Here is a 25,449-nt window from a genome sequence, read left to right on the forward strand (position 1 = left end):
AAGATCATCCACATTTACGTTCCATAGGAACGTTTGATGGATCAGGTTATCAAAAAACAATGCCAAAATCAAACGTTCCTACGGAACGTAAACCATTATAACAATATAATTTTCTACCAATGAAATGTTCCTCCAGAACAAGGAAACATATAAAATAAAAAAGGGACTGTCTCAAAAGTTGAGACAGTCCCTTTTTTTGGACCAAAACTTTGTTTTTTATCATTCCATAGGAATGTTTCGTGGGTAGAAAAAAATAAAGATCAGCAATATTTACGTTCCGTAGGAACGTTTGATGGGCAGATTATTTTAAAAAAAATATCAAATCAAATGTTCCTACGGAACGTAAACCTTTGTAACAATATAATTTTTCTACCAATGAAATGTTCCTACAGAACAAGGAAAAATATAAAATAAAAAAGGGGCTGTCTCAACTTTTGAGGCAGCCTCTTTCATTATAATTATTTTATTTTTGTTATTTATTAGTCACTTTTTGATATTCAATATATCATTCCATAGGAATGTTTCGTAGGTAGAAAAAAATAAAGATCATCCACATTTACGTTCCATAGGAACATTTGATGGATCAGGTTATCAAAAAACAATGCCAAAATCAAACTTTCCTACGGAACGTAAACCATTATAACAATATAATTTTCTACCAATGAAATGTTCCTCCAGAACAAGGAAAAATATAAAATAAAAAAGAGACTGTCTCGACTTTTGAGACAGCCCCTTTTATTGGATCAAAACTTTGTTTTATCATTCCATAGGAATGTTTGGTAGGTAGGAAAAAATAAAGATCAGCAATATTTACGTTCCGTAGGAACGTTTGATGGGACAGATTATTAAAAAAAATATCAAATCAAACTATTCACTTAACATCACTGGTATAAGGATATAAATTGATATGAAAATAATGATACATAAAACCGTAAAGCGTTGCCAACACAACAACAAGCGAAAGCGGTTTAAAATGCCTGACACGTTTTCCTTCAATAAATTCCCGAATAGAATGTCCCGGTTTGGAAAATGACTGCTTTAAGGAATATAAAATTCCCTTGTCAAAATGCAATAATCCGTGTTGAATATCGTGCCACAAAAAATGCGCATTTATTTTATGGGTTTCAGCACTTTGCCCGCAATTATTGCAGCAATGACCTGTATAAATCTGATGACAGTTTTTGCAAGTTATTTCCATATGATTCATTATTTAGAATTTAACTTAAACCCGTTTGGATACATTATAGCTAATAAAACGCAAATCAATAAAAAGTTATATTCAACACCATTTCTTCCGCCGCCCACAACAAACCAGCCTTCCTGAAAATGAACCAGAACAATTCCCATAATCAAAATAAAAATCGTTACAAATCCTGCTGGTTTTACATATTTATTAAACAGTAAAAGTAAAGCCGCAACTATATGAGATAGTTTAATAGACCAGGCCAGAAAAACACCAAAAGGAGCAAAGCCAATCTGATTTAAATATAAATTTCCAAAATCGTTAATTCCATTATTAAAAATTCCGAAAACCGAATGCGTCAGCAGAATTATTGCAGTGGCAATTCTTAAAAGTAAAGTTCCGTTCATAGTTTAGGATAGTTTTGTTTTTGGTTAAATAAAAAAGCGCATATTAAAAGTAATTAATATGCGCTTTAAATTATAAATATTTTAGGCTTTAAACTTTTCCTAAAGTATATAGTTGTTCCATTGTAGGTGTTGGGCTTCCACCGGCCGGCTCTAAAGTGATTCCAAATGCTTCTGCCGAATCTGTCTGGCTTACAGCAAAGATTTTTTGTGAATTTCCTTCAAAATTATCCAGTAAACCAATACTTGTTGGCGTTAATACCGGACTTAGCTTTAAAGACCAAACCTGATAAACCATTCCTTTTGGCGGAGTTGGTAAACCTGCAGCATCAATATAAGTCGTTTTTGTCTGCTGGTTCCAGTACACTTTTGCAAAAGATGTTGGAGAAACTGCCTGACCGCCAAGCGTTACGCCGGTATTTTTAATATCTCTAACGATAGTTAAGTTTTTCTCCGTTTGTTTATTCTGCTGATCTAGAAAAGCATAATTTCTTTCGATTTTATTTTTCTCACTTCCAACTTTAGAGATTGTTTCTTTTGATTTAGTTAATTCTAAAGTTTGGTATCCAAAACCTAACAATAATAAAACTGCCGCTGCCCAGCCCACATATTGAGTCCAGTTTGATGCAGGTTTTAGTTCGACAACTTTACCATGTTTAAGTTCTAAACGAGCTTTAATTTTTTCGAAATTCTCAACAGAGTGGAAAGGAGCGAAGCTTGATGATAGGGCCACAATAGCTCTTTCTATCGCAATTATTTCGTCGTCTACTTCCTTGTTGTTTTTTGCCAGTTCGGCAATTTCCAGATTTTCCTTTTCGGTTAATAAACCGTAAACATAAAGTTCTAGAGTTCCTGATTCAATATATTCTTGTGCTTCCATTATATTTTTAAATAATTTCTTAAATCGTTAATACAGTTTCTGTTTTGAGTTTTGATAGTTCCCAGTGGCAGTGCCAATTCTTCTGAAGCTTCTTGCTGGGTATATCCTTTGAAAAATAATAAATCAATAATTTCTATACATTTTGGTTTCAGTTTCTTTACGAACTCCTGAATTCCAATTGTATCAATTCTATTAATTAATTTATTACTGTCATCTAACAGATTTACGAAATTATCCGAGGAAAGGTTTTTTTGGCTGTTATTAAAATTTTTGGATCTCAGCTTGTCAATCGACGTATTCCTAGCTATATTAAGGATCCAGGTGTAAAATCGGCCTTTACTTTCGTTATAAGAATCGATGTTTTTCCAGATTTTTACAAAAACTTCCTGCAAAACGTCTTCGGCTTCTTCACGATTTTTGATTAAAACATTAATGACTGAAAATAAACTTTTTGAGTACATATCGTACAAGTGGGTAAAAGCTCTTTCGTCTTTTTTGTAAATTAAAACTAATAATTCTTCTTGACTCATAGATTTGGATTTAAAGCTTAAATATAATTTTATCGAAATTTTCTTATAACGTGAGATAAAGATAATTTATTTTTTTGTGAAAAAAATATTTTTTTTTGTAGTTAAAACCTTAGATAAATAAAGGCTTTAGATAAAATTTAGAAAAAAAGTGCAATTTTTTTTACTTTTTTTAAATCCAAAAATAAACCCTTTTCGTATATAACATTATAGATGGAAAATGAAAAAGGGAAAGATTAAGCAATTAGTAAATTTTTTTTTTTAAAGTTAAAAATTATGCGCGGGATAGAAAAATTTAAAATATTAATTGTGGGTTTAACAACCGTTTTATCGCTGATAAATTTTACCAATAAAGATTTTAAAAATGAAATCGTTAAAAATGAACTAAATAAAAATATTGAATAGTTGATGTCCTCGGACTTCCAACTGAAAATCAAAAACACTAATAGTAATCACGCATGCTAAACGAACTGAAATTTCCACTATAAACGCCATAGATAATTGAATTAGTGCGATTAAGATTAAAGATTTTCATTATAACCGGGGCATCAACTATAGTTTTAAAATATAAAAGAGACAAATAATTAATTCATGGTTTGATTTGTTTGTATGGGGGGAAGCCCGGCGTCTGATTAACGCCGGGCTTCATTTTTTATTTAACTTATTATTAATAAAAATAAAAGCGGCAAAAATATTCAGCAATACAGATTTTAATTAATTTTATAAAAAATTATACAATGAAAAAAATACTATTTATAGCATGCAGTGCCTTACTTTTATTAAGCGCACCAACTCAGGCTCAAACAAGCACAAACAAATTATTTAAATCAGATAAAGCTATGGCAAAAGAAAACATTTATCAGTTTAAAGTGGAAGATTTATCAGGTAATACTTTTGATTTTGCTTCTTTAAAAGGCAAAAAAGTCCTAATTGTAAATACAGCATCAAAATGCGGATTAACTCCGCAATACAAAGATCTTGAAGCGGTTTACAAACAATACAAAGACAAAGGTTTTGTAATTGTAGGTTTCCCGGCAAATAATTTTGCATCTCAGGAACCAGGAACAAACAAAGAAATCGAAACTTTTTGTCAGCAAAATTATGGTGTAACTTTCCCTATGATGGATAAAGTTTCTGTAAAAGGCGATGATATGTGCGAGGTTTATAAATTCCTGACTCAAAAATCTAAAAATGGTTTACAGGATTCTGAAGTAGAGTGGAATTTCCAAAAATACTTAATCAATGAAAAAGGAGAATTGGTAAAAGTAATTAAGCCAAAAACTTTAGTTACAGATCCAGAAGTTATCAATTGGATTAAAAGTTAATTTAGAACTTTAGATAAAAAAATCCCCAAATTTGAAATTCAAATTTGGGGATTTTTTTTGAGGTTCAAAGTGGCAAAGATGCAAAGAGACAAAGGTTTTCCTCAAAGTTTTGTCATTTCGACGAACGAGAAATCGCACTAGTATTTCCTCAAAGAAAATCGCCAATCTTTGTCGAGTTTCTTGTGCAATTTCTCGTTCCTCGAAATGACAAAAAAGCGAAAAGAAAAAAAATCCGTGATAATCCGCGCCTTCGCGATAGCGAATCCGTTAAATCCGTGTGCCATTTACGCCAATATAAGCTGCATAAAAACCAAATCAAGCCAATGATCAAACTTATATCCAACTTCACGAATCGTCCCGATTGCTACAAATCCAAATTTTTCATGAAAAGCGATACTTCCCGCATTATCCGCATCGATAGCACCAATCATAACATGAAAACCTTGTTCTTTAGCCAAACGAATCAATTCAGTCAATAATTTAGAGCCAATTCCTTTTCCAATAACATTATCAACCACATAAACAGAATGCTCAACAGTATATTGATACCCAATTTTTTCACGAAACTGGCCATAACTTCCAAAACCAACAACTTCGCCATCTAAATCAGCTACAACAATAGGAAGGTTTTTAGCTTTTTTATCTTCAAACCATTTTGTTTGTACTTCAAGAGTTTGAATATTATAACTATAATTTGCCGTTGTATGCAGAATAGAATGATTTACAATATCAAGAATTTTTTGCAAATCGTTTGTGGTTGCAGGTCTAAGAATAAGGCTCATGGTTTTAATCTTTTAAAATTTCACGTCACAAAGATTAGTGTTAATTCGTGAAATTCGTGTTTGTATTTTAAGTTTATTTAGAATTTAATTCGGTCAGTAAAGTATCGATATCTTTGGTGTTCCAACCCATTTCTTTACCAATAGCTTTGGCATCTTTAGCATATTTCAATGCCTGTTTTTTGTCTTTTATTTTATTATAAAGTCGGGCGATGAGTAAATTTCCATCGTAAGAATCCGTTAATTCTAAAGAATGTTTTACCCATGAAATTGATTTTTTTAAACTTTCGGCATCATTAATATGTTTTAAATAAGTCTGCCCGATATCTTTTAAGAAACTAGCATCATTCCAAACCAGTTTTTCAGTGTCTTCCAAAGTTACTTTTTTGTAGAAATCCCACTTTTCAGTACGTTCAGCCAGCGTTAAATCAAATTTAAAAACAAGAGAATCTGTTTTTTGCAATCGAATCGATTTGGCAACTTCTCTCTGTTTGTAATAATTTATAGTATCCAAATTATCCACAAGCGGACGAAGTAATTCATTTACAATACTTTCGACTTTACGATCAACACGGTTTTGCGAAGCCACAGCAGTAAATTCTTTTTGATGTTTTAAAACATATTGAAATTCTCTCGAATTAATATCGGTAACACCATTGGCAATTACGCGCCAATTGGTTTCGCTAACCAATTGAGCATCTGATTGTGTCTGTAGATAAATATGAGTAGGAATCGATAATTCTGTTCTGTCTTTTCCTTTTTTCAATGTATTCAAATAAGTAAAGAACTTTGTTGAATTACTTGGATCAGCAAGAAAATCTTTTTCTAAATACGGAAGTTGCAATTTAGGATTTAAAGCATAATTAGCTTCTGCCAAAAAATCTTCTTTTTTCATTTCGCCTTTTAAAGCATATAAAAGAGTTTCATTAGCATCTAAAAACAAAAATGCCGGAAGTGAAGTCGTTTTAAACTTATTTTTAAGTGCAATTCCTTCTTCTTTTTCAATGTTTTTCCAAATGCAGATATAATTTTTGTTTAAAAAATCCATCACATTTTGATCACTGAAAACTTCTTTTTTCATTTGGTTACAATGCGGGCACCAATCTGCATACAGCATTATAAAAACCGGTTTATTTTGTGTTTTAGCATTTTCAATAGCCGTTTTGTACGTTATTCCGTCAACAGCAAATTGATTTTGAGAGGTTACGGTTTGCAGCGAAACGAAAAGAAAAAGTAAATATAAATAACGCATAAAGGGTTAATTTTAATAAAGAAATTCTGTTTTACAAATATATTCCCTTTTTATAAAATCAGTCTTAATATCTTCCTAATATATAAGTTAAATAAAGCGCGAAGTTTGTAACTTTGTAATCGCAAAAGAAAATTTTAAGCAATATATTTTCTTTAAAAATTATACACCATTTAGAATGATTTACCCCAAAATAGCGCTTGCACAAAGCATTATCGAGATTTGTTCAGCAAAAGGAATTCATAATATTATAATTTCTCCAGGTTCACGAAATGCACCTTTGACGATTGGTTTCGCACAAAATCCAAATTTTAAATGTTACAGTATTGCGGATGAGCGCTGTGCCGCATTCTTTGCCTTAGGAATCGCAATGCAGACAAAAAAGCCTACAGCAGTTGTATGCACGTCAGGATCGGCATTGTTGAATTATTATCCGGCTGTAGCCGAAGCATTTTACAGTCAGATTCCGTTAATTGTAATTTCTGCAGATCGTCCGCAGAGTAAAATTGATATCGGCGACGGGCAAACTATTCGTCAGGAAAATGTCTACTTAAATCATTCTGTTTTTAATGCCAATTTAACCGAAGACGCTTCGGTAGAAAACGACTTAAAAATCAATAAAGCCATAGAAACAGCGATTCTTCAAAAAGGTCCGGTTCATATCAATGCACCATTTGAAGAACCATTATATGAAACAGTTTCAGAACTTTCTGTTGAACCAAAAATCATAACGCTGGAAGAAGAAATTCCAACCAAAATTATTGATAACAGCGAAGAAATTGCTTCCATTTGGAATTCGGCAAAAAGAAAATTAATTCTTATTGGCGGAATAAATGAAGTAAATTCTGTAGATCAGGAAATTCTGGAAAACTTTGCCAATGATCCATCGATTGTTGTCCTTACAGAAACGACTTCAAATATACATCATCCAAGTTTTATTAATAGTATAGATACTTTAATTACACCATTTGATGATTCTGATTTTAAAGAATTGGAAGCCCAGGTTTTAATCACTTTTGGAGGTATGATTGTATCCAAACGTATTAAAGCTTTTTTACGAAAGTATAAACCTGCACATCACTGGCATATAGATACTTTACGTGCTTATGATACATTCAATGCTTTAAGTAAACATTTTGTGATGGAACCAAATGATTTCTTCAAAGATCTGCTTCCAAAAACAGAATTTAAAGCAAGCAATTACTTTTCGAAAATCGATAAAATTTACAGTCTAAGAAATAAAAGAAAAGAAGAATTTTTAAAGAAAATTCCATTTTCAGATTTTAAAGTTTTTGAAAAAGTAATCGAATCGCTTCCTAAAAATATTCAGTTGCAAATTAGTAACAGTTCGGCAATTCGTTATGCACAGTTAATTGAAATAGATCCTTCAATTGAAGTATTTTGCAACAGAGGAACAAGCGGAATCGACGGAAGCACTTCAACTGCAGTTGGTTCAGCAGTTGGGAGCGGAAAACAAACTGTTTTTATTACAGGTGATATTAGCTTTTTATACGACAGTAACGCTTTATGGAATTCTTATATTCCTAAAAACTTCAAAATTATTATAATTAATAATGGAGGAGGGGGAATTTTCAGGATTTTACCCGGACATGAAGAAAAACCTGTTTTTAATACCTATTTTGAAACTTCACATCATTTAACCGCAGAACATTTAGCAAAAATGTACGGTTGTAATTATTATAAATCCAGTAATTTAGCTGAACTACATGAGAATTTAGATAAACTTTATAATGAAAATCAAGCACCGGGAATATTGGAAGTATTTACTCCAACGGCAGAAAACGATGTAATTTTAAAACAATACTTTAAAGAACTTGTTTAATTTTTTGTAAGTTAAATTGTGTTAAATATTTGTTTTGACTCATAATAATATTTAGATTTGGCTGCATAATTAGTAACCAATATTAAATTTATTATGAGTAAAAGACAAGAATTAATTCAGAAGTATGCAGCAGATTTAAAAGAGAAATGCGGAGTAACTCCAAATATGGATTTGTTGACAAAAGTAACCATTGGATGCGGGCCAGCAATTTATAATGCTGATGCGTCTACAGTAGCTGGAAATCAAGATTCAGAGATACACACCGTTAAAAATAATTTTCTGATAAAAAAATTAGGTTTAGCAGATACTCCGGCTTTAGATGAAGCTATTCATGCAGTTTTAGAAAAATACGGTAAATCAAACAAACATAAATACAGAGCTGTGGTCTACTATCTATTGACAGTTCACTTTAAAAAAGAAAGTGTTTATAAATAACAAATAAAAGCGTCAAAATTGGCGCTTTTTTCTTTTTATATACCTTAATCCAAAACATTTTTCATTTACGATTTCAAACTTCGTACATTTGCACCTTAGAAGCTTTGATGCTTTTCAACTTAGAATCTTAAGAAAAATGCTTGAAATAGGAAAATACAATACACTAACTATATTACGTGATACAAAAGTTGGTCTTTTTTTAGGGAATCCTGAAAAAGATCCAGACGGAATTCACGATGTTTTATTACCAAATAAATATGTTCCAAATGAATTTGAAATAGGCGAAGAACTTGTCGTTTTTGTTTATTTAGATCATGAACAACGCCCTGTGGCCACTACACTTGAACCTTATATTTTATTGAATGAGTTTGCACTTTTAAGAGTAAACTACACCAATAATGTTGGTGCTTTTATGGATTGGGGAATGGAAAAAGATATTCTGGTTCCGTTTAAAGAACAGGCGCGTCCAATGGAAAAGGGAAAACGCTACCTAGTTTACCTTTATAAAGATGAGAAAACCAATCGTTTAGTAGCTTCAAGTAAGTTGAACCAATTTTTAAATAACGATCAGCTTACAGTTGAAAAAGGAGAAGAAGTCGATTTGATCGTTTCTCACATTACAGAATTGGGAATAAATGTGATTATCAACGAACAGCATAAAGGACTTTTATACAAAGATGAAGTTTATGACGATTCGATAAGAACCGGAGACAGAATGCGTGGTTACATTAAAACCATTCGCCCTGATAATAAAATTGATGTTGCTTTGCAAATTCAAGGTTATCAAAGTATTGAGCCAAATGCAGAAAAGATTTTAGATGAATTAAGAGCCAACCGTGGTTTTTTACGTTTAAATGATAATTCACATCCGGAAGACATAAAAACGGTTTTAAAAATGAGTAAAAAAACTTTTAAAAAGGCTGTAGGAGCTTTATACAAAGAGAAACTCATTGAAATTAAAGAAGATGGAATTTATCTGGTAAAGGATAATTAAATTCCAATATTTTAAATTCCAAATTCCAATGTTATACGCATACATTGGAATTTGGAATTTATTTTTTGGAATTTCAACCATTGGAATTTGGAATTTTTATTTTTTGGAATTTACTTAGCCCGTTATAACAAGAAAGGCTGCTCATTACAAGCAGCCTTTCCCTTTTTATTCTAGTTTTAAAAAAAATTGTAATTAAAAAAAAACAGAAATAAAATAATTCGAATTCATCTTGAAAGTCAGCAGCTTTACGAATTTTAGAAACTACTTTCTTGATGGTATGTCTTTAAACAATTATTGCGTTTATCTTAAAAGCAAAAATTTAATTTCACGGCTAATCCATTTGGTTTAATAAAATAACTTATAGAAAGTTTTAGTTAGCATTTTTCCTCTTTTCGTAATCAATTTGATACTAATTACAAAACAATTCTAGCGTTTAACCTTAGGTGTTACTATCTCCTTTTTGAAATTTTGACAAACGAGTAAATCATTTGCTCATTTCTAATAGGTTTACTATTTAAAACCATTAAAAAATGAGCGACAAATTTTTTAAATTTTCTCAAAAAAATCATTTTTTAGGTTAATAAATCAGTGAAAGAAAATCAATCTTATGTCAACAAAATATTTGTATCTTGTTGATTTCTAGGGTGTAAAATTACTCATTATTTTTTAATACTAATGTTAAAAAGTGTTATTTTTTGTACAGGGAGTCCAATTGTTAACATTGAATGAAAAAATAGCTGTTACTTAAACAAAATTGAATAGGGGAAAATGTAAAAAATGGTTTATTTTTACACTATAATTTTTAAATAAAACAAACAGAAATGGATTGGATTACAGCCAGAGAATTTGAAGATATAACCTATAAAAAATGTAATGGAGTTGCCAGAATTGCTTTTAACAGGCCAAATGTTAGAAATGCCTTCAGACCTAAAACAACTTCAGAATTATACCAGGCTTTTTATGACGCGCAAGAAGATACTTCAATTGGAGTAGTTTTGCTTTCTGCAGAAGGGCCATCGACAAAAGACGGCGTTTACTCGTTTTGCAGCGGAGGCGATCAAAATGCGCGTGGACATCAGGGATATGTTGGAGAAGACGGTCAGCATCGTTTAAATATTCTTGAAGTACAGCGTTTAATTCGTTTTATGCCAAAAGTAGTTATTGCAGTTGTTCCGGGCTGGGCTGTTGGCGGCGGACACAGTTTACACGTAGTTTGCGATATGACACTTGCAAGTAAAGAGCACGCGATTTTTAAGCAGACAGATGCTGATGTTACCAGCTTTGACGGTGGTTACGGATCTGCTTATTTAGCAAAAATGGTCGGGCAAAAAAAAGCGCGTGAAATTTTCTTTTTAGGAAGAAATTATTCAGCTCAGGAAGCTTTTGAAATGGGAATGGTAAATGCTGTAATTCCTCATGATGAATTAGAAGCTACTGCATACGAATGGGCACAGGAAATCCTTCAAAAATCTCCAACTTCTATCAAAATGCTAAAATTCGCCATGAACTTAACCGACGACGGAATGGTTGGACAACAGGTTTTTGCAGGTGAAGCAACACGTTTAGCCTATATGACAGAAGAAGCTAAAGAAGGAAGAAATGCCTTTTTAGAAAAAAGAAAACCAAACTTTGGCGAAAATAAATGGTTACCATAAATAATTTTAGATTTTAGATTGCAGATTTTAGATTTTTTGAATCTGAAAATGGCATCTAAACTCTAGATTAAAAAACAATATTATTTAGATTACAGATTTTAGATTTTTTAAATTATAAAGAATCCAACAATCTAAAATCTAAACTCTAAAAATCTAAAATAAAAATATGAAACACTGGATTGAAGCAGCTAGACTGCGCACATTGCCTTTATCAGTTTCCGGAATTATAGTTGGAAGTATTTACGCACTTTCAAACCCAACAGAAACGATTAATACGCCAACAGAAGTTTTTAGTTGGAAAATTTTTGGTTTCGCACTTTTAACAACACTTGGTCTTCAGGTACTTTCTAATTTTGCAAATGATTACGGAGACGGAGTAAAAGGTACAGACAATGCAGATCGTGTAGGTCCGCAGCGCGCCATTCAAAGCGGTGCAATTACGCCGCAAGCCATGAAAAAAGCCATAATAATTACTTCTTTGCTGACTTTATTATCAGCAATTATTTTAATTTATTTTGCTTTTGGTCAGGACAATTTTGGGTATTCTATCTTTTTCTTATTATTAGGAATCGCAGCAATTGTTTCGGCAATTCGTTATACAGTTGGAAATTCAGCTTACGGATACAGAGGATTTGGCGATTTATTTGTTTTCATTTTCTTCGGATTAGTGAGCACATTAGGCGTTAACTTTTTGTATTCAAAAGAAGTAGATCCGCTTTTAATCCTTCCCGCAGTTGCAATAGGATTATTGAGCGTTGGGGTTTTAAACCTTAACAATATGCGCGACGAAGAATCAGACAGAAAATCGGGTAAAAACACAATCGTAGTGCAAATTGGCGGTGCAAAAGCTAAAATTTATCACTTTTCAATCATTATTACAGCTATGCTTTTGGTTGTGATTTTTGCAATTTTAAGCGATTATAATTTCGACCAATATTTGTTTTTACTGGCTTACATTCCTTTAACTAAACATTTAATTACTGTTTATAAAAATCAAAACCCTAAGCTTTTAGATCCGGAATTAAAAAAAGTAGCATTAAGCACATTTTTGCTTTCAATCTTATTGACAATTTGTATGATTTCGTTGATTTCAGACATTATTGTTAATCTTTTCCTTGGAGGAAGATAATTTCAAGTTCAACTTTAAAACTTTTTAAAAATGAAAATTACATTTTACGGACACGCATCTTTAGGGATCGAAGTAGGAGGAAAACATATTCTTGTTGATCCGTTTATTTCAGGAAATCCACAGGCTGCAGCCATCGACATAAATACATTAAAAGCAGATTATATCTTATTAACTCACGCACACAGTGATCACGTTTTAGATGTAGATACAATTGCTAAAAACACCAATGCAGTAATTGTTTCAAATGCTGAAATTACAAGTTACTACGCAAAAAAAGGTTTTAATGCACACCCAATGAATCACGGCGGAAGCTGGAAATTTGACTTCGGGAGAGTAAAATATGTAAACGCGATTCACTCCAGTTCTTTTCCTGATGGAACTTACGGAGGAAATCCCGGCGGATTTGTAATTGAAGGCGAACACAAAAATATTTACATTGCCGGAGATACAGCACTTACATTTGATATGAAATTGATTCCGCTTCGTACAAAATTAGATTTAGCTATTCTTCCAATTGGAAACAATTTTACAATGGATGTTGAAGATGCCATAATCGCATCTGACTTTGTAGAATGCGATAAAATTCTAGGTTATCACTTTGATACTTTTGGTTATATCGAAATCAACCACGAAGAATCAATCCGCAAATTCTTTGATAAAGGAAAAGATTTGATGCTTTTAAATATCGGAGAATCTATAGAATTATAATGTCATCCTGAGCGTAGTCGAAGGAAGGAGCTAATTCCCGCTATCCGCTATATCTTTTGTGATCTCGTGAAAAAACGAGACCACAAAAGGATATCGCTCCTATCGGGGCTAGGACATTCGGTTTCAAAAAAATATTTTGGCATAATATATGTCAAATAATTAAGCATTGAATCATTTTAATCTGTGCAATCTGTGGCAAATAAAATATCATCACGAAATATAACTTTCAAAAGTATATTTTTAATCCTTTTACTAACTTCTACCTACAGCGCTTTTGCTCAAAAAGACGGTTATTGGGACAAAGAACGTGCAACCACAAAAGAAATCCTGGTTTCTGCAGGTGACAGAATTGTAATAAAAACAGAAGATTTACCAGTAGGAACAACTGAAATTGTGTACAGAATTACACTTCTGGACAAAAATCAGCAAATGGCCAATAGTTTGGTTTCGCTGCTAAAAGCAATTCCAGATCCATACGGAATAGGACAAGGTTCTGCTGGAGCTGTTTTTTTAATGTCTAAAATTTCCGGAGATGATCAATGCACATATTCCTTGTTTACTTCAAATGAAAATGCTAAAAAATACGTTAGCGACGGAAAAGTTGATTTAGCTTGTTATTCTCAGTCAGAACCTGTTAGCAAAGACGCAAAGAGAATTTCATTAGACAAAAATTCCTGTTTAAAAGAAAATACCAAAACAATTTGGTTCGGTTTTGAAAGCAAAAATTGGTTTTTAAGTCAAAAAGTAGTTTTAGAAGTTGTGCCTTGGGTTGATATAAAATTAAACCGCGGCTGGAATCAGGACAATAAAAATGAGATTATTAGTCTGTGCAAAACATCAACAATGGCACAGAAAATGGCCAATTCTGATGATTTTTGTGTCTGCATACTAGACAAAATCATGAAAGAATATCGTTATGCTGAATTTCAAAAATTACTGGCTGTAGAAAAAACAAAAGTTTACAAAGACTTTGGAAATGCCTGCTATAAAGACGCTGACATTTCTAAAAACGTTTATAACGATTTAAGAAATCAGATTGCGACTTTAATAAAACAACAAAAGTACAACGAAGCCATCCAAAAATTAAATATAATCATCAACGACGGAAAAGCTACGGCATTAGATTACAGTTCAATTGGTTATTGCTATATCCTGACAAAACAATATGCAAAAGCATTAAAGTTTTTGCAGGAAGGAGAAAAATTAGATGATACAGAGTTATTAGTAAAACTAAATTTAGCACACGTATATTTAGTGAGTAATAATTACGGTGACGCAAAAACAATCTATAAAAAATATCAAGATCAAAACGTTACAGACAGCCTAAGCTGGAAAGACAAAACAAAATCTGATTTTGCCCTTTTCGAAAAAGCAGGTTTACCCTCAAAAGACTTCGAAAAAATTCTAAAATTATTTAACTAAGTTACTAAGTTGCTGAGATACTAAGATTCTAAGTTTTTTAGTTTCTCAGCATCTTAGAGTCTTAGAATCTTAGCATCTAAAAAAAATGAAAGCGACTTACCACAAATATATGCTCGAGTTTAAACGTCCGTCTGGGACGTCTCGCGGTGTTATGACCGAAAAAGAAACCTGGTTTATTATTCTTGAAGAAAATGGTAAAAAAGGAATAGGTGAGTGCGGAATACTTCGTGGCTTAAGTGCTGATGATCGTGATGATTATGAAGAAAAGCTAAAATGGGCTTGCGAGAATATTCATTTAGGAGAAAAAGCGTTATGGGAATCTTTACTGGAATTTCCTTCGATTCAATTCGGAATTGAAATGGCTTTTTTGTCACTAAAAAGCGAAAATCCATATTTATTATTCCCTTCTGATTTTACCAAAAAGAACCAATCAATCGAGATAAACGGCTTGGTTTGGATGGGCGAGCCGGCTTTCATGAAACAGCAGATTGAAGAAAAATTAGCCAACGGATTCAGCTGTATCAAACTTAAAATTGGAGCAATAGATTTTCAAAAAGAATTAGAATTATTAGAATTTATCCGTAGTCATTTTTCAGCAGAAGAAATAGAAATTAGAGTTGATGCAAATGGCGCTTTTGCTTTGAATGAAGCTTTAGATAAACTCAATCAATTAAATAAATTTCAATTACATAGTATCGAGCAGCCTATTAAAAAAGGAAACATTCAGGCTATGGCAGATTTATGTGAAATAACTCCTTTTCCAATTGCTTTAGATGAAGAATTGATTGGCATATTTTCATTCGAAGAAAAAGAAAAATTACTGCAGAAAATCAAACCTCAATACATCATTTTAAAACCTAGTTTTATCGGCGGTTTTAGAGGAACACAGGAATGGATAAAATTAGCAGATAAATACAATATTGGCTGGTGGATAACCTCTGCATTAGAAAGCAATATCGGATTAAATGCAATAGCACAATGGACATTTCTTCAAAATTCAAAAATGCCGCAAGGATTAGGCACCGGAGCACTTTACACCAATAATTTTGATTCTCCGCTAGAAGTTTTAAAAGGAAAATTGTGGTACAATTCATCTACAGACTGGGATTCAGTAATTTTAGAAAAGGTACAAAGTAACAAAGATTCATAGGGTTAAAAAGCACGATATAAAACCTCTGAGCCTTTGCCGCTCTGCACCTTTGAACCTATTTTTACTCTTTCCCGCCAAGTAAATTTCCCTGCCATTCTTTTAATTCCTGCCATTTACCCTGATAAGCAAATAAAGCCTGTTTCGCCCACGTACTAGGGTTATGAATTGAATAATTTTCTCCTCCGGAATCCAGAATGGACTGTAATCTTTCTGTTGATGTTTCCGAAAGATCTTTCCATGTTTTAATTCCGGAGTCGTTAAGTAAAGCTTCTATTTTTGGGCCAATTCCTTCAACAATTTTTAAATCGTCCTGTTTTATTTTTTTACCTAATATATTTGCAGCCAGTGCACTATCAAACAAAACAGCTGGAGTTTCTGCAACAAATGATTTAGGTACAGATGCAGAAGCTTTAGCATGCGCAGCCGCCAGATCTGCTTCCAGAGAAGCTATTTTTGTATTTAAATTTTTCGTATTTGCTTTACAGGCATCAAGATCTGCTTGTAATAATGCAGCTAAAGAATCATCTTCTTTTGAGTTCAATTTTCCTAGTAAGTAACCTAAAATTCCACAGATTATACCCACTAAAATCGGTATTAAGATACATGGTAAATTCATAATAAGTATATTTTTGATTATTTGATGGTAATTACGGTTCTTCTGTTGCTTGCTTTTCCTTCGGTTGTAGCGTTATCGCTAATTGGTTCATCCGGACCTTTTGATTCAGTTTCAATTCTGGAGGCTTCAATGCCATTTTTTATTAAATAATTTTTAGAAAAATCGGCTCTTTTTTGTGCCAATTCTACATTTAAATCTCGATTTCCGACATTATCACTATGCCCCACAACTAAGACAGAAGTGTTTTTTACATTTTTTAAATATTTAATAATATCAGTCACTTTTTGCTGTTCTTCTTCATTTAAATTAAAACTCGATTTATTGGTATTAAAATGAAGAATCAACGGATTGGCATTAATTTTTTCTTTTAATGCAGACCAATCATCGCTAGCTGCAGAAGTTGTATCAATAGTTGCAAATTCGTATTCAACAGGGCCAATAAGTGTATCTGCATTCGTTTTCCAGCTGTTGATAATTTCTCCTTTGGTATCCAATTGAGAAGAAGCTAAACCTTTTGAAACAAAATAATTTTTGACATCATTTGCACGTGCTAGTCCAAGATTTTCAAATTTTGTTGTATTCGTTTCGTCAGAAGTAGCATAACCCGTAATGGTAACTTTTTGTTTCAGATTTGAGACTAAAAAAGTTTTAAGTTTTTCAATTCCAATTGAAATTGAATCGCTTATAGGCTGAATTGCAACAGGGTTATTTTTTAGAAATTTAAAATTATAATTGGTTTGAAATTCAAATCCGGAACCATTTATGATAAAAGGAACAAAATTATCATTTTTAATTGTCGTAGGAGGAACTTTTTCGACAGCAGAATTTGGCTGCGCCGTATCGCAATTGCAGCAAAACTTTATATACAAAATTGTACCTAAAATTATGACCAGAGCGATCCCTAATAAATAAAGTGCTTTTTTAGACATGATTTGATGAATTAAGGTTCTATCAAAATTAACGAAAATTAATATAGCTAATATGTTAATAATCAATGAAATTGGTTTCATTTTAGACCAAAAAAACTGGAATTTGAAACGAATTTTATAAATGGATTTTTAAAAATGAAATTCCGCGACTGAATTAAAATGAGTAAATTGCAGTAAAATAAATTAAGACTCAAAATGCTCGAAATAGAAAGAAAGTTTCTTGTAAAATCAGACGATTTTAAAGAACAGGCATTTGCAAAAAATCAAATTGCACAAGGTTATTTAAGTTCAATTGCCGAGAGAACGGTTCGTGTTAGAATTAAAGGAGATAAAGCTTTTTTAACCATAAAAGGAATTGGCCACCAAGGAGGAATGTCTCGTTTTGAATGGGAAAATCAAATTCCGCTTGACGAAGCTGCAGAACTGTTGAAATTATGCGAAAAAGGTAAAATTGAGAAAACGCGTTATGAAATTAAATTCGGAAAACATATTTATGAAGTTGATGAATTTTATGGAGAAAATGAAGGCTTAACAATGGCTGAAATTGAACTGCAGTCTGAAGATGAAAGTTTTGAAAAACCAGATTGGCTGGGAGAAGAAGTAACAAATGATGAAAGATATTATAATGCTTATTTGAGCAAAAATCCTTTTAAAAACTGGGGAAAAGAATAATTTATGACAGACCAATATGATTTAATTATTGTGGGAGGCGGGCCAATAGGTCTGGCTTGTGCGATAGAAGCTCAAAAGAAAAACTTACGTTATTTAATTATAGAAAAAGGCGCGATTGTAAATAGTATTTTCAATTATCCATTGTACATGACTTTTTTCTCAACTGCCGAAAGACTTGAAATTGGTGATATTCCGTTTAACTGTTTAGCACCAAAACCGGGTCGTCAGGAAGCTTTAGAATATTATCGAAATATCCACCGTTATTTTAATTTCAATATTAATTTATTTGAAAAAGTAAATGGAATTAAAAAAACTGGAAGTTCTATTTTTGAAATTGCTACAAACAAAAGTTCATACAAATCGAAAAACGTTGTGATTGCTACCGGTTTTTATGATATTCCAATTCACATGAATCTAAAAGGCGAGGAATTACCAAAAGTTCGCCATTACTATAAAGAAGCGCATGAATATGCTTTTAGAAATGTTGTAGTTGTTGGTGCAAACAATTCATCTGTTGATGCAGCTTTAGAATGCTGGCGAAAAGGCGCCAACGTAACTATGGTAATTCGTAAAAATGAAATCAATAATCGAGTAAAATATTGGGTTAAACCCGATATCGAAAACCGAATTGCGGAAGGAAGCATTAAAGCTTATTTTGAATCTAATATTACAGAAATCCGTGATAATGAAGTTGAAATTGAAACTCCAAATGGAAAAGTGACAATCGAAAATGATTTTGTTTTGGCTTTAACAGGTTATAAACCAGATTTAAATTTTCTTGAAAATATTGGGATTGAACTTTCAAATGATGAATTGAAAATTCCAACGTATAATCCGGAAACGATGGAAACCAATGTTGAAGGTTTATTTGTGGCAGGCGTTGTCTGCGGAGGAATGCAGACGCATAAATGGTTTATTGAAAACTCAAGAATCCATGCTAATATGATTGTGGATTATATTGTTTCTAAGTGAATTATTGCCACAGATTACACAGATTAAAAAGGATTTCTTCTCTAATACTCATAATTTTTTTAATTACAAAGATTAAAAAATCATTCTAATCTGTGTAATCTGTGGCAAAAAAAAACTTTTTAAGAACTACAAGAAAGCATAGAACATCCCACTTTAGATCTCGCCCAATCTGGTCGTTTTGCGAACCATTTTTCGTATTCCGGCTGTTCATCGTATGGCTTTTGCAATAATGTATACAGCTCGTTTATCAACGAATAATCTTCTTTATCAGCAGCATCAATCGCTAATTGTGCCATATAATTTCGAAGTACATATTTCGGATTAATTAAATTCATTTTTTGAGAACGTTCTTCATCCGATAATTCTTCAGCATTCAATCTATCCAAATAAACTGCAAACCATTTTTTCCAGGCATCTAAAATATCTCCCGAAACTTCTTCAATTTTATAAAACGAATATTGAATTTTTTCAATCGCTTTTTCAACAGAATCTGATTTTTTAACGGAACTTAAATTTCTAAAAAAGATCGTCATATCGGTTTCTGTCAATTGTAAAGTCGCTTCCAGATTATCGGTTAAATCATTATCAATTTGAGCAGAAGTTGAAATAAACAATCCTAATTTATTTAGAAACATTTCTTTATAATCTAAAATAAAATCATTCATAAATGATTCTAAGATTTTTTCTAATTCTTCAGTTTCATTAATCAAAGGATAAATCGCATTCGCCAATTGATATAAATTCCAATGTGCAACTTGCGGTTGATTCCCGAATCTATATCTCTTGTTTTGACTGTCTGTAGTATTTGGAGTCCAATTAGGGTCGTAATTTTCAAGCCAGCCGTAAGGCCCGTAATCAATTGTGATTCCATGAATTGACATATTATCTGTATTCATTACGCCGTGAACAAAACCAACTCGCTGCCAATGCAAAATCATTTCGCGTGTTGTATCGGCTACTTTTTTAAAGAACTGCAAATATTGTTCTTTTGGTTCGCCTTTAATTTCAGGGAAATAATGTTTGATATTATATTCTACAAATTGCTTTAAGTTTTTAAGTTCGTTTCTGGCAGCCAGCATTTCAAAACTTCCAAAACGAATAAACGAAGGGGCAACACGACAAACAATCGCGCCTTTTTCGTAAGCAGGATTTCCGTTGTATAAAACGTCACGCAAAACCTGATCTCCGGAAAGAATCAACGAAAGAGATCGGGTAGTGGGAACACCTAAATGGTACATGGCTTCGGCACATAAATATTCTCTTATTGAAGAACGTAAAACTGCCAAACCATCAGCAGTTCTGGAGTATGGCGTTTTTCCGGCACCTTTTAATTGAAGCGTAAAAAACTGATTGTTGTTTTCAACCTCCGTTAAATTGATGGCTCGGCCGTCGCCTAATTGTCCAGCCCAATTCCCGAATTGATGTCCGGCGTAACACATTGCATAAGGCTTTGTTTCAGGAAGAATTTCTTTTCCTGAAAAAACATTCAAAAATTCTTCTGATTGAATTTCGTCTTTTGAAATCCCAACCAATTCAGCAACTTCTTCAGAAGCATGAATTAATTTTGGATTTGAAGGTTTTGTTGGATTTACATACGAAAAAGCAGTATTCCTAACTTGACGAATTTCATTTGTTAAGTCTATATCTGCGGGCAATTCAGCAGTAAATCGATTATTTATTTTTAAATTTTTCATTTGAGTTTTTTATAATTGGCCCACAGATTTTACAGATTGAACAGGTAAAACGGATTTTTTTAAATCTGTGTCCATCTTTATTTAGCATCAAAAAAAGAGAAATCATTTTAATCCGTATAATCTGTGGCCTATTTTTTTAGCCAATTAATTTATCAGCATACATTTTTTTAAGTTTTTGAACTTTTGGATCGATTACAAGCTGGCAATATCTTGCTTCCTGATTGTTGTTGTAATAATCCTGATGATAATCTTCGGCTTCATAAAACACTTCAAAAGGTTTTAACTGCGTTACGATAGGATCAGCATAAACGGGCTGCACTTCTTCAAAAACCTTTTCTGCAATTTCTTTTTGTGATTCATCATGATACAAAACTATCGAACGATATTGTGTTCCGTTGTCCCCGCCCTGACGATTTAAAGTTGTAGGATCGTGGCTTGTCATGAAAACAGTTAGTAAATCATGATATGAAATAATGTCAGAATCAAAAGTAACCTGAATAACTTCTGCGTGACCAGTTCGTCCTGTACATACTTCGCGGTATGCCGGATTCTTTATAAAACCATCTGAAAAGCCAGATTTTATTGTCTTAACTCCTTTTAAACGCTGAATTACAGCTTCTACACACCAAAAACATCCACCACCAAAAGTGGCTGTTGATAAATTTTCCATAAATGTAAAAATAGCTTAAAGTTTATATGCCCTATTAACCTGATAGAATATTATGATAATTTATCTAAAAAAGAGGTGTTTAACTAAAGATATTAAAAGTTTTCTTAAAGTTTAAAGTTTAGAATTGATAAATTCTCAATTTTAGAAAAAAGCAATATATTTGCAGTTAAACACAGGCACAACAAATGAATACCAAAAATAGTACCATCAGTCTAGAAACTTATTTTCAGGATTTTAGACAGCATATTGTTGGCATAGATCAGGAATTTATGTCACCTTTTGGCAAAAAAAATATTGTTTACACGGATTGGACTGCCAGCGGAAGGCTGTACAGACCAATTGAGGAGAAACTATTGAATCAATTTGGACCTTTTGTTGCCAATACACATACTGAAACTACGGTGTCTGGTACTGCCATGACAAAGGCATACCACCACGCAAGACATATTATAAAACGTCATACCAATGCAAGTGAAGATGATGTTTTAATTACAGATGGAACCGGAATGACTGGAGTTATCAATAAATTCCAGCGTATTTTAGGTTTGAAAATTCCTGAAAACCTTAAAAATTTCACCACAGTTCCTGCTGAAAAAAAGCCTATTGTTTTTATCTCACATATGGAGCATCATTCTAATCAAACTTCTTGGTTAGAAACAATTGCAGACGTTGAGATTATTCCATCTTGTGAAAAAGGACTGTTTTGTCTGGATAATTTAGTATTGTTATTACAGAAATACAGCGACAGAACTATAAAAATTGCGTCAATAACTTCTTGTTCAAATGTAACGGGTATAAAAACTCCTTTTCATGAAGCAGCAAAATTAATGCATCAATATAACGGAGTTTGCTTTGTAGATTTTGCCTGTTCTGGCCCTTATGTAGAAATTGACATGCATCCTGCAGATTCTGAATCTTATTTGGATGCGATTTTCTTTTCTCCTCATAAATTTCTTGGAGGTCCTGGAACTTCGGGAGTTTTGATTTTCAATAAAAAATTATACAATAATATGATTCCGGATTGTCCGGGTGGAGGAACGGTTAGCTGGACAAATCCGTGGGGCGAACATAAATATATTGATAATATCGAGGATCGCGAAGATGGCGGAACTCCCGGTTTTCTTCAGGTTATTAAAACCGCTTTGGCAATTGAGCTGAAGGAAGAAATGGGAATTGAGAACATTTTGCAACGCGAACACGAAATTGTTGATTTTGTTTTTAGTCAGCTAGATCCTGTTGAAAATATTAAAATTTTAGCGGGTCAGCATAAAAACCGTTTGGGTGTAATTTCATTTTTTATTGAGGACTTACATTTTAATTTAGGTGTAAAATTGTTGAATGACAAATTTGGAGTTCAGACTCGCGGCGGATGCAGCTGTGCCGGAACTTACGGTCATTATTTATTACACGTAGATCAGGAAACTTCTAATAAACTGGTAAATGAAATTACGATTGGTGATTTAATCAAAAAACCGGGATGGATTAGAATGTCGATTCACCCAACTACTACTGATGAAGAAATTGCTTTTGTTTGTAATAGTATTATAGACTTAGCTAAAAACCATAAAACCTGGGCTTTAGATTATTATTATAATAAAGACACTAATGAATTTGTTCATAAAAACGCTACTTCTTTTGAGGATGAATTGGTGAAGAGTTGGTTTAAATCGTAGGATTTTTTTTTAACGCAAAGTGAGTGAAGTTGCTGATTTAATTTTAACGCAAAGTTCGCAAAGTTTTTTCGCAAAGTGCACAAAGATTTTTAGTATAAAAACAAGTTTTTTTAAGTTCGCAAAGCTGGTTTTTAAAATATACGCATAAAGTAAAGTAAATAAGCCCGAGAGTTTTTAAAACTTTCGGGCTTATTTTTTATAATTGATATTCTCAAACGAAACTTTGATGCCTTAAAAAACTTTTACAAAGAAAAACCTTCGCGCACTTTGCGAAAAAAACTTAGCGAACTTTGCGCTAAAAAAAGCTTTTCTAGATTACTTAGATTCCTGGAATTTTTTAAGGGAAAGTAAGGCTTGTTCCTGAATTTTTTTATGGAAAAATCCTGTCCAGCCTAATAAATATCCAGTTGGTCCAAAGGCTTGTTTTGACCATTTCCAAACATCAAAATTATCGGTATGTTTAATGATTAAGCCATCCTGGAAAACAAATTCGGCAGAAATTCTATTGATTACGTTACGGTTTGTTTTGCTGAAATTATAAGTTGCAACCCATTTTGCAGAGCCCGTAAATTCATCGGCTTTTACATCAAAGAATTCAATTTTAAGACTTCCTTTGCTTCTTATAATCAGCATTTCCCACATTTTTGAAACTTGTTCTTCTTTTAATAAACCAAAGGCCGGATCAATAAAATGTATTTTTGGATGATAACATTCAGCCATTGTTTTAAAATCAGAATTGGCAAAAGCAGTATAGAACTTTGTAATTAAAGCTTCGTTGGGAGTCATAAATTTGAAAATTAGGTTATAAATATAAGATTTATTATATAAAATATTGTATTTACAAAACACTAATTTCTTTTGCGGTGTCGTAACTCTTTTTAGATTTATCGTAAACCGTTGAAAAATAATTCTTTTTGTTGTGCGCCGTAAAATATCCGGTTTCGTTTCCAAAAGTATTGGAACCTCCGTTTATGATAAATCGAACAGCGTAAATATCATTTTTTTTAAGTTTGGCAAATTCAGCAGGAGTAAAGTAATAGTACGAAGTTGTTTTTCCTTCAGTAGATTCTTTTACGTTTTTGTCAGTGCAGGCAATAACATCGGCATTAGCCAAATCTACATAAAGGCCTCCGGCAATTCTCGCTTTATCATTTGAAGTTGCAATTGTTATTTTTAAAATGCCGCCTTTATCTGTTTTTGCAATCTGAATGTTGGCTTCGCCCGTAAAAGCATATTTTTCGCAGATAAATGTATATTCCTGCGTTGCCGGAAAAGGCTGAGATCCTTTTACACTCATGGTTTGCTGCGCATTTGCAAAGATTGAAATAAACAGTAATAAAAGAAGAGGCAATTTTAATTTCATATATATTTACTTTATTGTTCGGCTGCTTTTGCGTCAAACTTTTCATCCCAATCCATTGATTTAATGGCAGATATTAAGTTCTCTTCATTTACAAAAATGCGAAGTTCTTTATTTGCTACTTTTTTACTGTATAAAGCGTGATAACGGTAAATTACTTCATTTTTGGTTTTGTAAACGCCATCTAATTTTAAATCAATAAAACTTCCATAATATTGTCTAAATCTGGTACAGGTTTTAGTCAATCGCTCTTCGGTCGTATTTTCTCTAACAGACTGAGTAACTTCGGTTTCATTAAAAGGTTTAAACTTTGATGTATTACAGGTTTCTAAAACTCTTTTCCCTAATTCGTACGCTTTTCTCTGCTGTTCTGAACTAATATCGGCGTTAGAAACTTTTTTAATTTTTAAATCTTCCGTATCTCTACTTACTGTTTTCGATTTACATCCAATTAATAACAACAAACATATAATCAATCCCGCTTTCTTCATAATCATTTAAGTTATTTTTAATAATAAGTTTGGGTCGGGGCAATTTTCTATATAAAAATTTAAATCATTTGTATTGCAGACACCGGGATAATCGCCCCATTTGTCTTCTAAGTTTTTTATAATCTGAAAGTGAACATGAGGAGCATAATCTCCGTTAACAGTTGAATTTCCTAAAGCTGCAATTTGTTCGCCTTTCTTAAAAATTGTCCCAACGGTAAGGTTTTCTATACTTTGTAACGATAAATGTCCGTATAAAGTATAAAATTTTTCGTTTTCTACTTCATGTTCTAATATTATGGTTGGCCCGTAATCTCCTAAACCTTGGTTATTTTGAAAACTGTGAACCTTTCCGTCAAGTGGAGCTAAAACTGGAGTATCAACTTTTGCCCATAAATCAAGGCCAATGTGAATATTTCTTTCCGGAACAGAATCATTTTTAAAAATAGTACTCCTTTTATATAAGTTACGGCCTTCGATATAACCGCCATAGGCAACTTCTGCATTATTATCTGCCAGATAATCAAAAATAAAACGTTCAAATTCTGTAGACGTTTCAGGTTTGCTTTCGACTAAATCAGTATTGGTTATAGATAAATCTAAAGGAAGGTATTTTGAAAAATCAATTGAGGCATCGATTACTTTAGTAGGTGGTAAGGCTTTTAATATAGATACAAGGGATTTCATAAAAT

Annotated in this window: 26 protein-coding genes; 12 read left to right on the forward strand and 14 right to left on the reverse strand. The window is 32.4% G+C overall.

Annotated features, from left to right (window positions below; translation table 11 throughout):
- Window positions 1-871: 871 nt before the first annotated feature.
- The 4 genes from APR43_RS16055 to APR43_RS16070 form a co-directional block, all read right to left on the reverse strand.
- On the reverse strand, window positions 872-1,198 hold the full coding sequence (locus APR43_RS16055) for a DUF3667 domain-containing protein (protein ID WP_053473265.1): 327 nt from the start codon (window positions 1,196-1,198) through the stop codon (window positions 872-874).
- Window positions 1,199-1,206: 8 nt separating this feature from the next.
- Entirely contained in the window at window positions 1,207-1,590 is a 384-nt protein-coding gene (locus APR43_RS16060; RefSeq protein ID WP_053473260.1) for a DoxX family protein, read from the reverse strand.
- 88 nt (window positions 1,591-1,678) lie between these two features.
- The gene (locus tag APR43_RS16065) at window positions 1,679-2,467 is read right to left on the reverse strand and encodes an anti-sigma factor domain-containing protein (protein ID WP_053473259.1); all 789 of its coding nucleotides are present in this window, start codon (window positions 2,465-2,467) and stop codon (window positions 1,679-1,681) included.
- A complete protein-coding gene (locus APR43_RS16070; RefSeq protein ID WP_053473258.1) occupies window positions 2,467-2,997 on the reverse strand; it encodes an RNA polymerase sigma factor in 531 nt (176 codons plus the stop codon). The genes APR43_RS16065 and APR43_RS16070 overlap by 1 nt, the downstream gene beginning before the upstream one ends.
- A gap of 734 nt (window positions 2,998-3,731) precedes the next feature.
- On the opposite strand from APR43_RS16070, the gene APR43_RS16075 reads away from it, so the two are divergent.
- Entirely contained in the window at window positions 3,732-4,319 is a 588-nt protein-coding gene (locus APR43_RS16075) for a glutathione peroxidase (protein ID WP_053473257.1), read from the forward strand.
- Window positions 4,320-4,603: 284 nt separating this feature from the next.
- Here the strand turns inward: APR43_RS16075 and APR43_RS16080 are convergent, their stop codons facing one another.
- Entirely contained in the window at window positions 4,604-5,101 is a 498-nt protein-coding gene (locus APR43_RS16080; protein WP_053473256.1) for a GNAT family N-acetyltransferase, read from the reverse strand.
- A gap of 73 nt (window positions 5,102-5,174) precedes the next feature.
- Window positions 5,175-6,350 (reverse strand): thioredoxin family protein, encoded by a 1,176-nt coding sequence (locus APR43_RS16085; RefSeq protein ID WP_053473255.1) that lies wholly within the window; start codon window positions 6,348-6,350, stop codon window positions 5,175-5,177.
- 175 nt (window positions 6,351-6,525) lie between these two features.
- Between APR43_RS16085 and menD the strand changes: the two genes are divergently transcribed.
- The 8 genes from menD (at window position 6,526) to APR43_RS16125 (ending at window position 15,683) form a co-directional block, all read left to right on the forward strand.
- Window positions 6,526-8,190, forward strand: coding sequence for a 2-succinyl-5-enolpyruvyl-6-hydroxy-3-cyclohexene-1-carboxylic-acid synthase (menD, locus tag APR43_RS16090; protein ID WP_053473254.1), 1,665 nt, complete (start codon window positions 6,526-6,528; stop codon window positions 8,188-8,190).
- A 93-nt stretch (window positions 8,191-8,283) separates the two neighbouring features.
- Window positions 8,284-8,625, forward strand: coding sequence for a DUF2853 family protein (locus APR43_RS16095; RefSeq protein WP_053473253.1), 342 nt, complete (start codon window positions 8,284-8,286; stop codon window positions 8,623-8,625).
- A 136-nt stretch (window positions 8,626-8,761) separates the two neighbouring features.
- A complete protein-coding gene (locus APR43_RS16100; RefSeq protein WP_053473252.1) occupies window positions 8,762-9,619 on the forward strand; it encodes a S1 RNA-binding domain-containing protein in 858 nt (285 codons plus the stop codon).
- An 821-nt stretch (window positions 9,620-10,440) separates the two neighbouring features.
- Window positions 10,441-11,274, forward strand: coding sequence for a 1,4-dihydroxy-2-naphthoyl-CoA synthase (locus APR43_RS16105; RefSeq protein ID WP_053473251.1), 834 nt, complete (start codon window positions 10,441-10,443; stop codon window positions 11,272-11,274).
- A gap of 166 nt (window positions 11,275-11,440) precedes the next feature.
- Window positions 11,441-12,403, forward strand: coding sequence for a 1,4-dihydroxy-2-naphthoate octaprenyltransferase (menA, locus tag APR43_RS16110; protein WP_053473250.1), 963 nt, complete (start codon window positions 11,441-11,443; stop codon window positions 12,401-12,403).
- A gap of 30 nt (window positions 12,404-12,433) precedes the next feature.
- Window positions 12,434-13,111: a metal-dependent hydrolase gene (locus APR43_RS16115; RefSeq protein ID WP_053473249.1), complete on the forward strand. Its 678-nt coding sequence runs from the start codon at window positions 12,434-12,436 to the stop codon at window positions 13,109-13,111.
- A 183-nt stretch (window positions 13,112-13,294) separates the two neighbouring features.
- Window positions 13,295-14,533: a tetratricopeptide repeat protein gene (locus APR43_RS16120; RefSeq protein WP_371079496.1), complete on the forward strand. Its 1,239-nt coding sequence runs from the start codon at window positions 13,295-13,297 to the stop codon at window positions 14,531-14,533.
- A gap of 85 nt (window positions 14,534-14,618) precedes the next feature.
- Window positions 14,619-15,683, forward strand: a complete 1,065-nt coding sequence (locus tag APR43_RS16125) for an o-succinylbenzoate synthase (RefSeq protein WP_053473248.1) — start codon at window positions 14,619-14,621, stop codon at window positions 15,681-15,683.
- A 61-nt stretch (window positions 15,684-15,744) separates the two neighbouring features.
- Here APR43_RS16125 and APR43_RS16130 read toward each other — a convergent pair whose 3' ends face one another.
- Both APR43_RS16130 and APR43_RS16135 read right to left on the reverse strand, forming a co-directional pair.
- Complete coding sequence (locus APR43_RS16130; protein ID WP_053473247.1) at window positions 15,745-16,299, reverse strand: hypothetical protein; 555 nt, start codon at window positions 16,297-16,299, stop codon at window positions 15,745-15,747.
- A gap of 17 nt (window positions 16,300-16,316) precedes the next feature.
- Complete coding sequence (locus APR43_RS16135) at window positions 16,317-17,309, reverse strand: OmpA family protein (RefSeq protein WP_240514960.1); 993 nt, start codon at window positions 17,307-17,309, stop codon at window positions 16,317-16,319.
- A gap of 114 nt (window positions 17,310-17,423) precedes the next feature.
- On the opposite strand from APR43_RS16135, the gene APR43_RS16140 reads away from it, so the two are divergent.
- Both APR43_RS16140 and APR43_RS16145 read left to right on the forward strand, forming a co-directional pair.
- On the forward strand, window positions 17,424-17,900 hold the full coding sequence (locus tag APR43_RS16140; protein ID WP_053473245.1) for a CYTH domain-containing protein: 477 nt from the start codon (window positions 17,424-17,426) through the stop codon (window positions 17,898-17,900).
- A gap of 3 nt (window positions 17,901-17,903) precedes the next feature.
- Window positions 17,904-18,872, forward strand: coding sequence for a YpdA family putative bacillithiol disulfide reductase (locus APR43_RS16145; RefSeq protein ID WP_053473244.1), 969 nt, complete (start codon window positions 17,904-17,906; stop codon window positions 18,870-18,872).
- A gap of 119 nt (window positions 18,873-18,991) precedes the next feature.
- On the opposite strand, the gene APR43_RS16150 is transcribed toward APR43_RS16145, so the two are convergent.
- Together APR43_RS16150 and msrA are read right to left on the reverse strand one after the other, a co-directional pair.
- Window positions 18,992-20,566, reverse strand: coding sequence for a protein adenylyltransferase SelO (locus APR43_RS16150; RefSeq protein ID WP_053473243.1), 1,575 nt, complete (start codon window positions 20,564-20,566; stop codon window positions 18,992-18,994).
- A gap of 136 nt (window positions 20,567-20,702) precedes the next feature.
- Complete coding sequence (msrA, locus tag APR43_RS16155; protein WP_053473242.1) at window positions 20,703-21,236, reverse strand: peptide-methionine (S)-S-oxide reductase MsrA; 534 nt, start codon at window positions 21,234-21,236, stop codon at window positions 20,703-20,705.
- Between the two features lie 185 nt (window positions 21,237-21,421).
- On the opposite strand from msrA, the gene APR43_RS16160 reads away from it, so the two are divergent.
- Window positions 21,422-22,909 (forward strand): aminotransferase class V-fold PLP-dependent enzyme, encoded by a 1,488-nt coding sequence (locus APR43_RS16160; protein ID WP_053473241.1) that lies wholly within the window; start codon window positions 21,422-21,424, stop codon window positions 22,907-22,909.
- Between the two features lie 315 nt (window positions 22,910-23,224).
- Here the strand turns inward: APR43_RS16160 and APR43_RS16165 are convergent, their stop codons facing one another.
- From APR43_RS16165 to APR43_RS16180, 4 genes are read right to left on the reverse strand one after another with little or no spacing between them, the layout of a single operon-like run.
- The gene (locus APR43_RS16165; RefSeq protein ID WP_053473240.1) at window positions 23,225-23,695 is read right to left on the reverse strand and encodes a nuclear transport factor 2 family protein; all 471 of its coding nucleotides are present in this window, start codon (window positions 23,693-23,695) and stop codon (window positions 23,225-23,227) included.
- Between the two features lie 52 nt (window positions 23,696-23,747).
- Window positions 23,748-24,272 (reverse strand): hypothetical protein, encoded by a 525-nt coding sequence (locus tag APR43_RS16170; RefSeq protein ID WP_053473239.1) that lies wholly within the window; start codon window positions 24,270-24,272, stop codon window positions 23,748-23,750.
- A gap of 11 nt (window positions 24,273-24,283) precedes the next feature.
- Window positions 24,284-24,760: a hypothetical protein gene (locus APR43_RS16175; RefSeq protein WP_053473263.1), complete on the reverse strand. Its 477-nt coding sequence runs from the start codon at window positions 24,758-24,760 to the stop codon at window positions 24,284-24,286.
- Window positions 24,761-24,766: 6 nt separating this feature from the next.
- The gene (locus APR43_RS16180) at window positions 24,767-25,444 is read right to left on the reverse strand and encodes a peptidoglycan DD-metalloendopeptidase family protein (protein ID WP_053473238.1); all 678 of its coding nucleotides are present in this window, start codon (window positions 25,442-25,444) and stop codon (window positions 24,767-24,769) included.
- Window positions 25,445-25,449 lie beyond the last annotated feature (5 nt).

Source organism: Flavobacterium sp. NLM (assembly GCF_002210235.1).
Classification (GTDB): Bacteria; Bacteroidota; Bacteroidia; order Flavobacteriales; family Flavobacteriaceae; genus Flavobacterium; species Flavobacterium panici.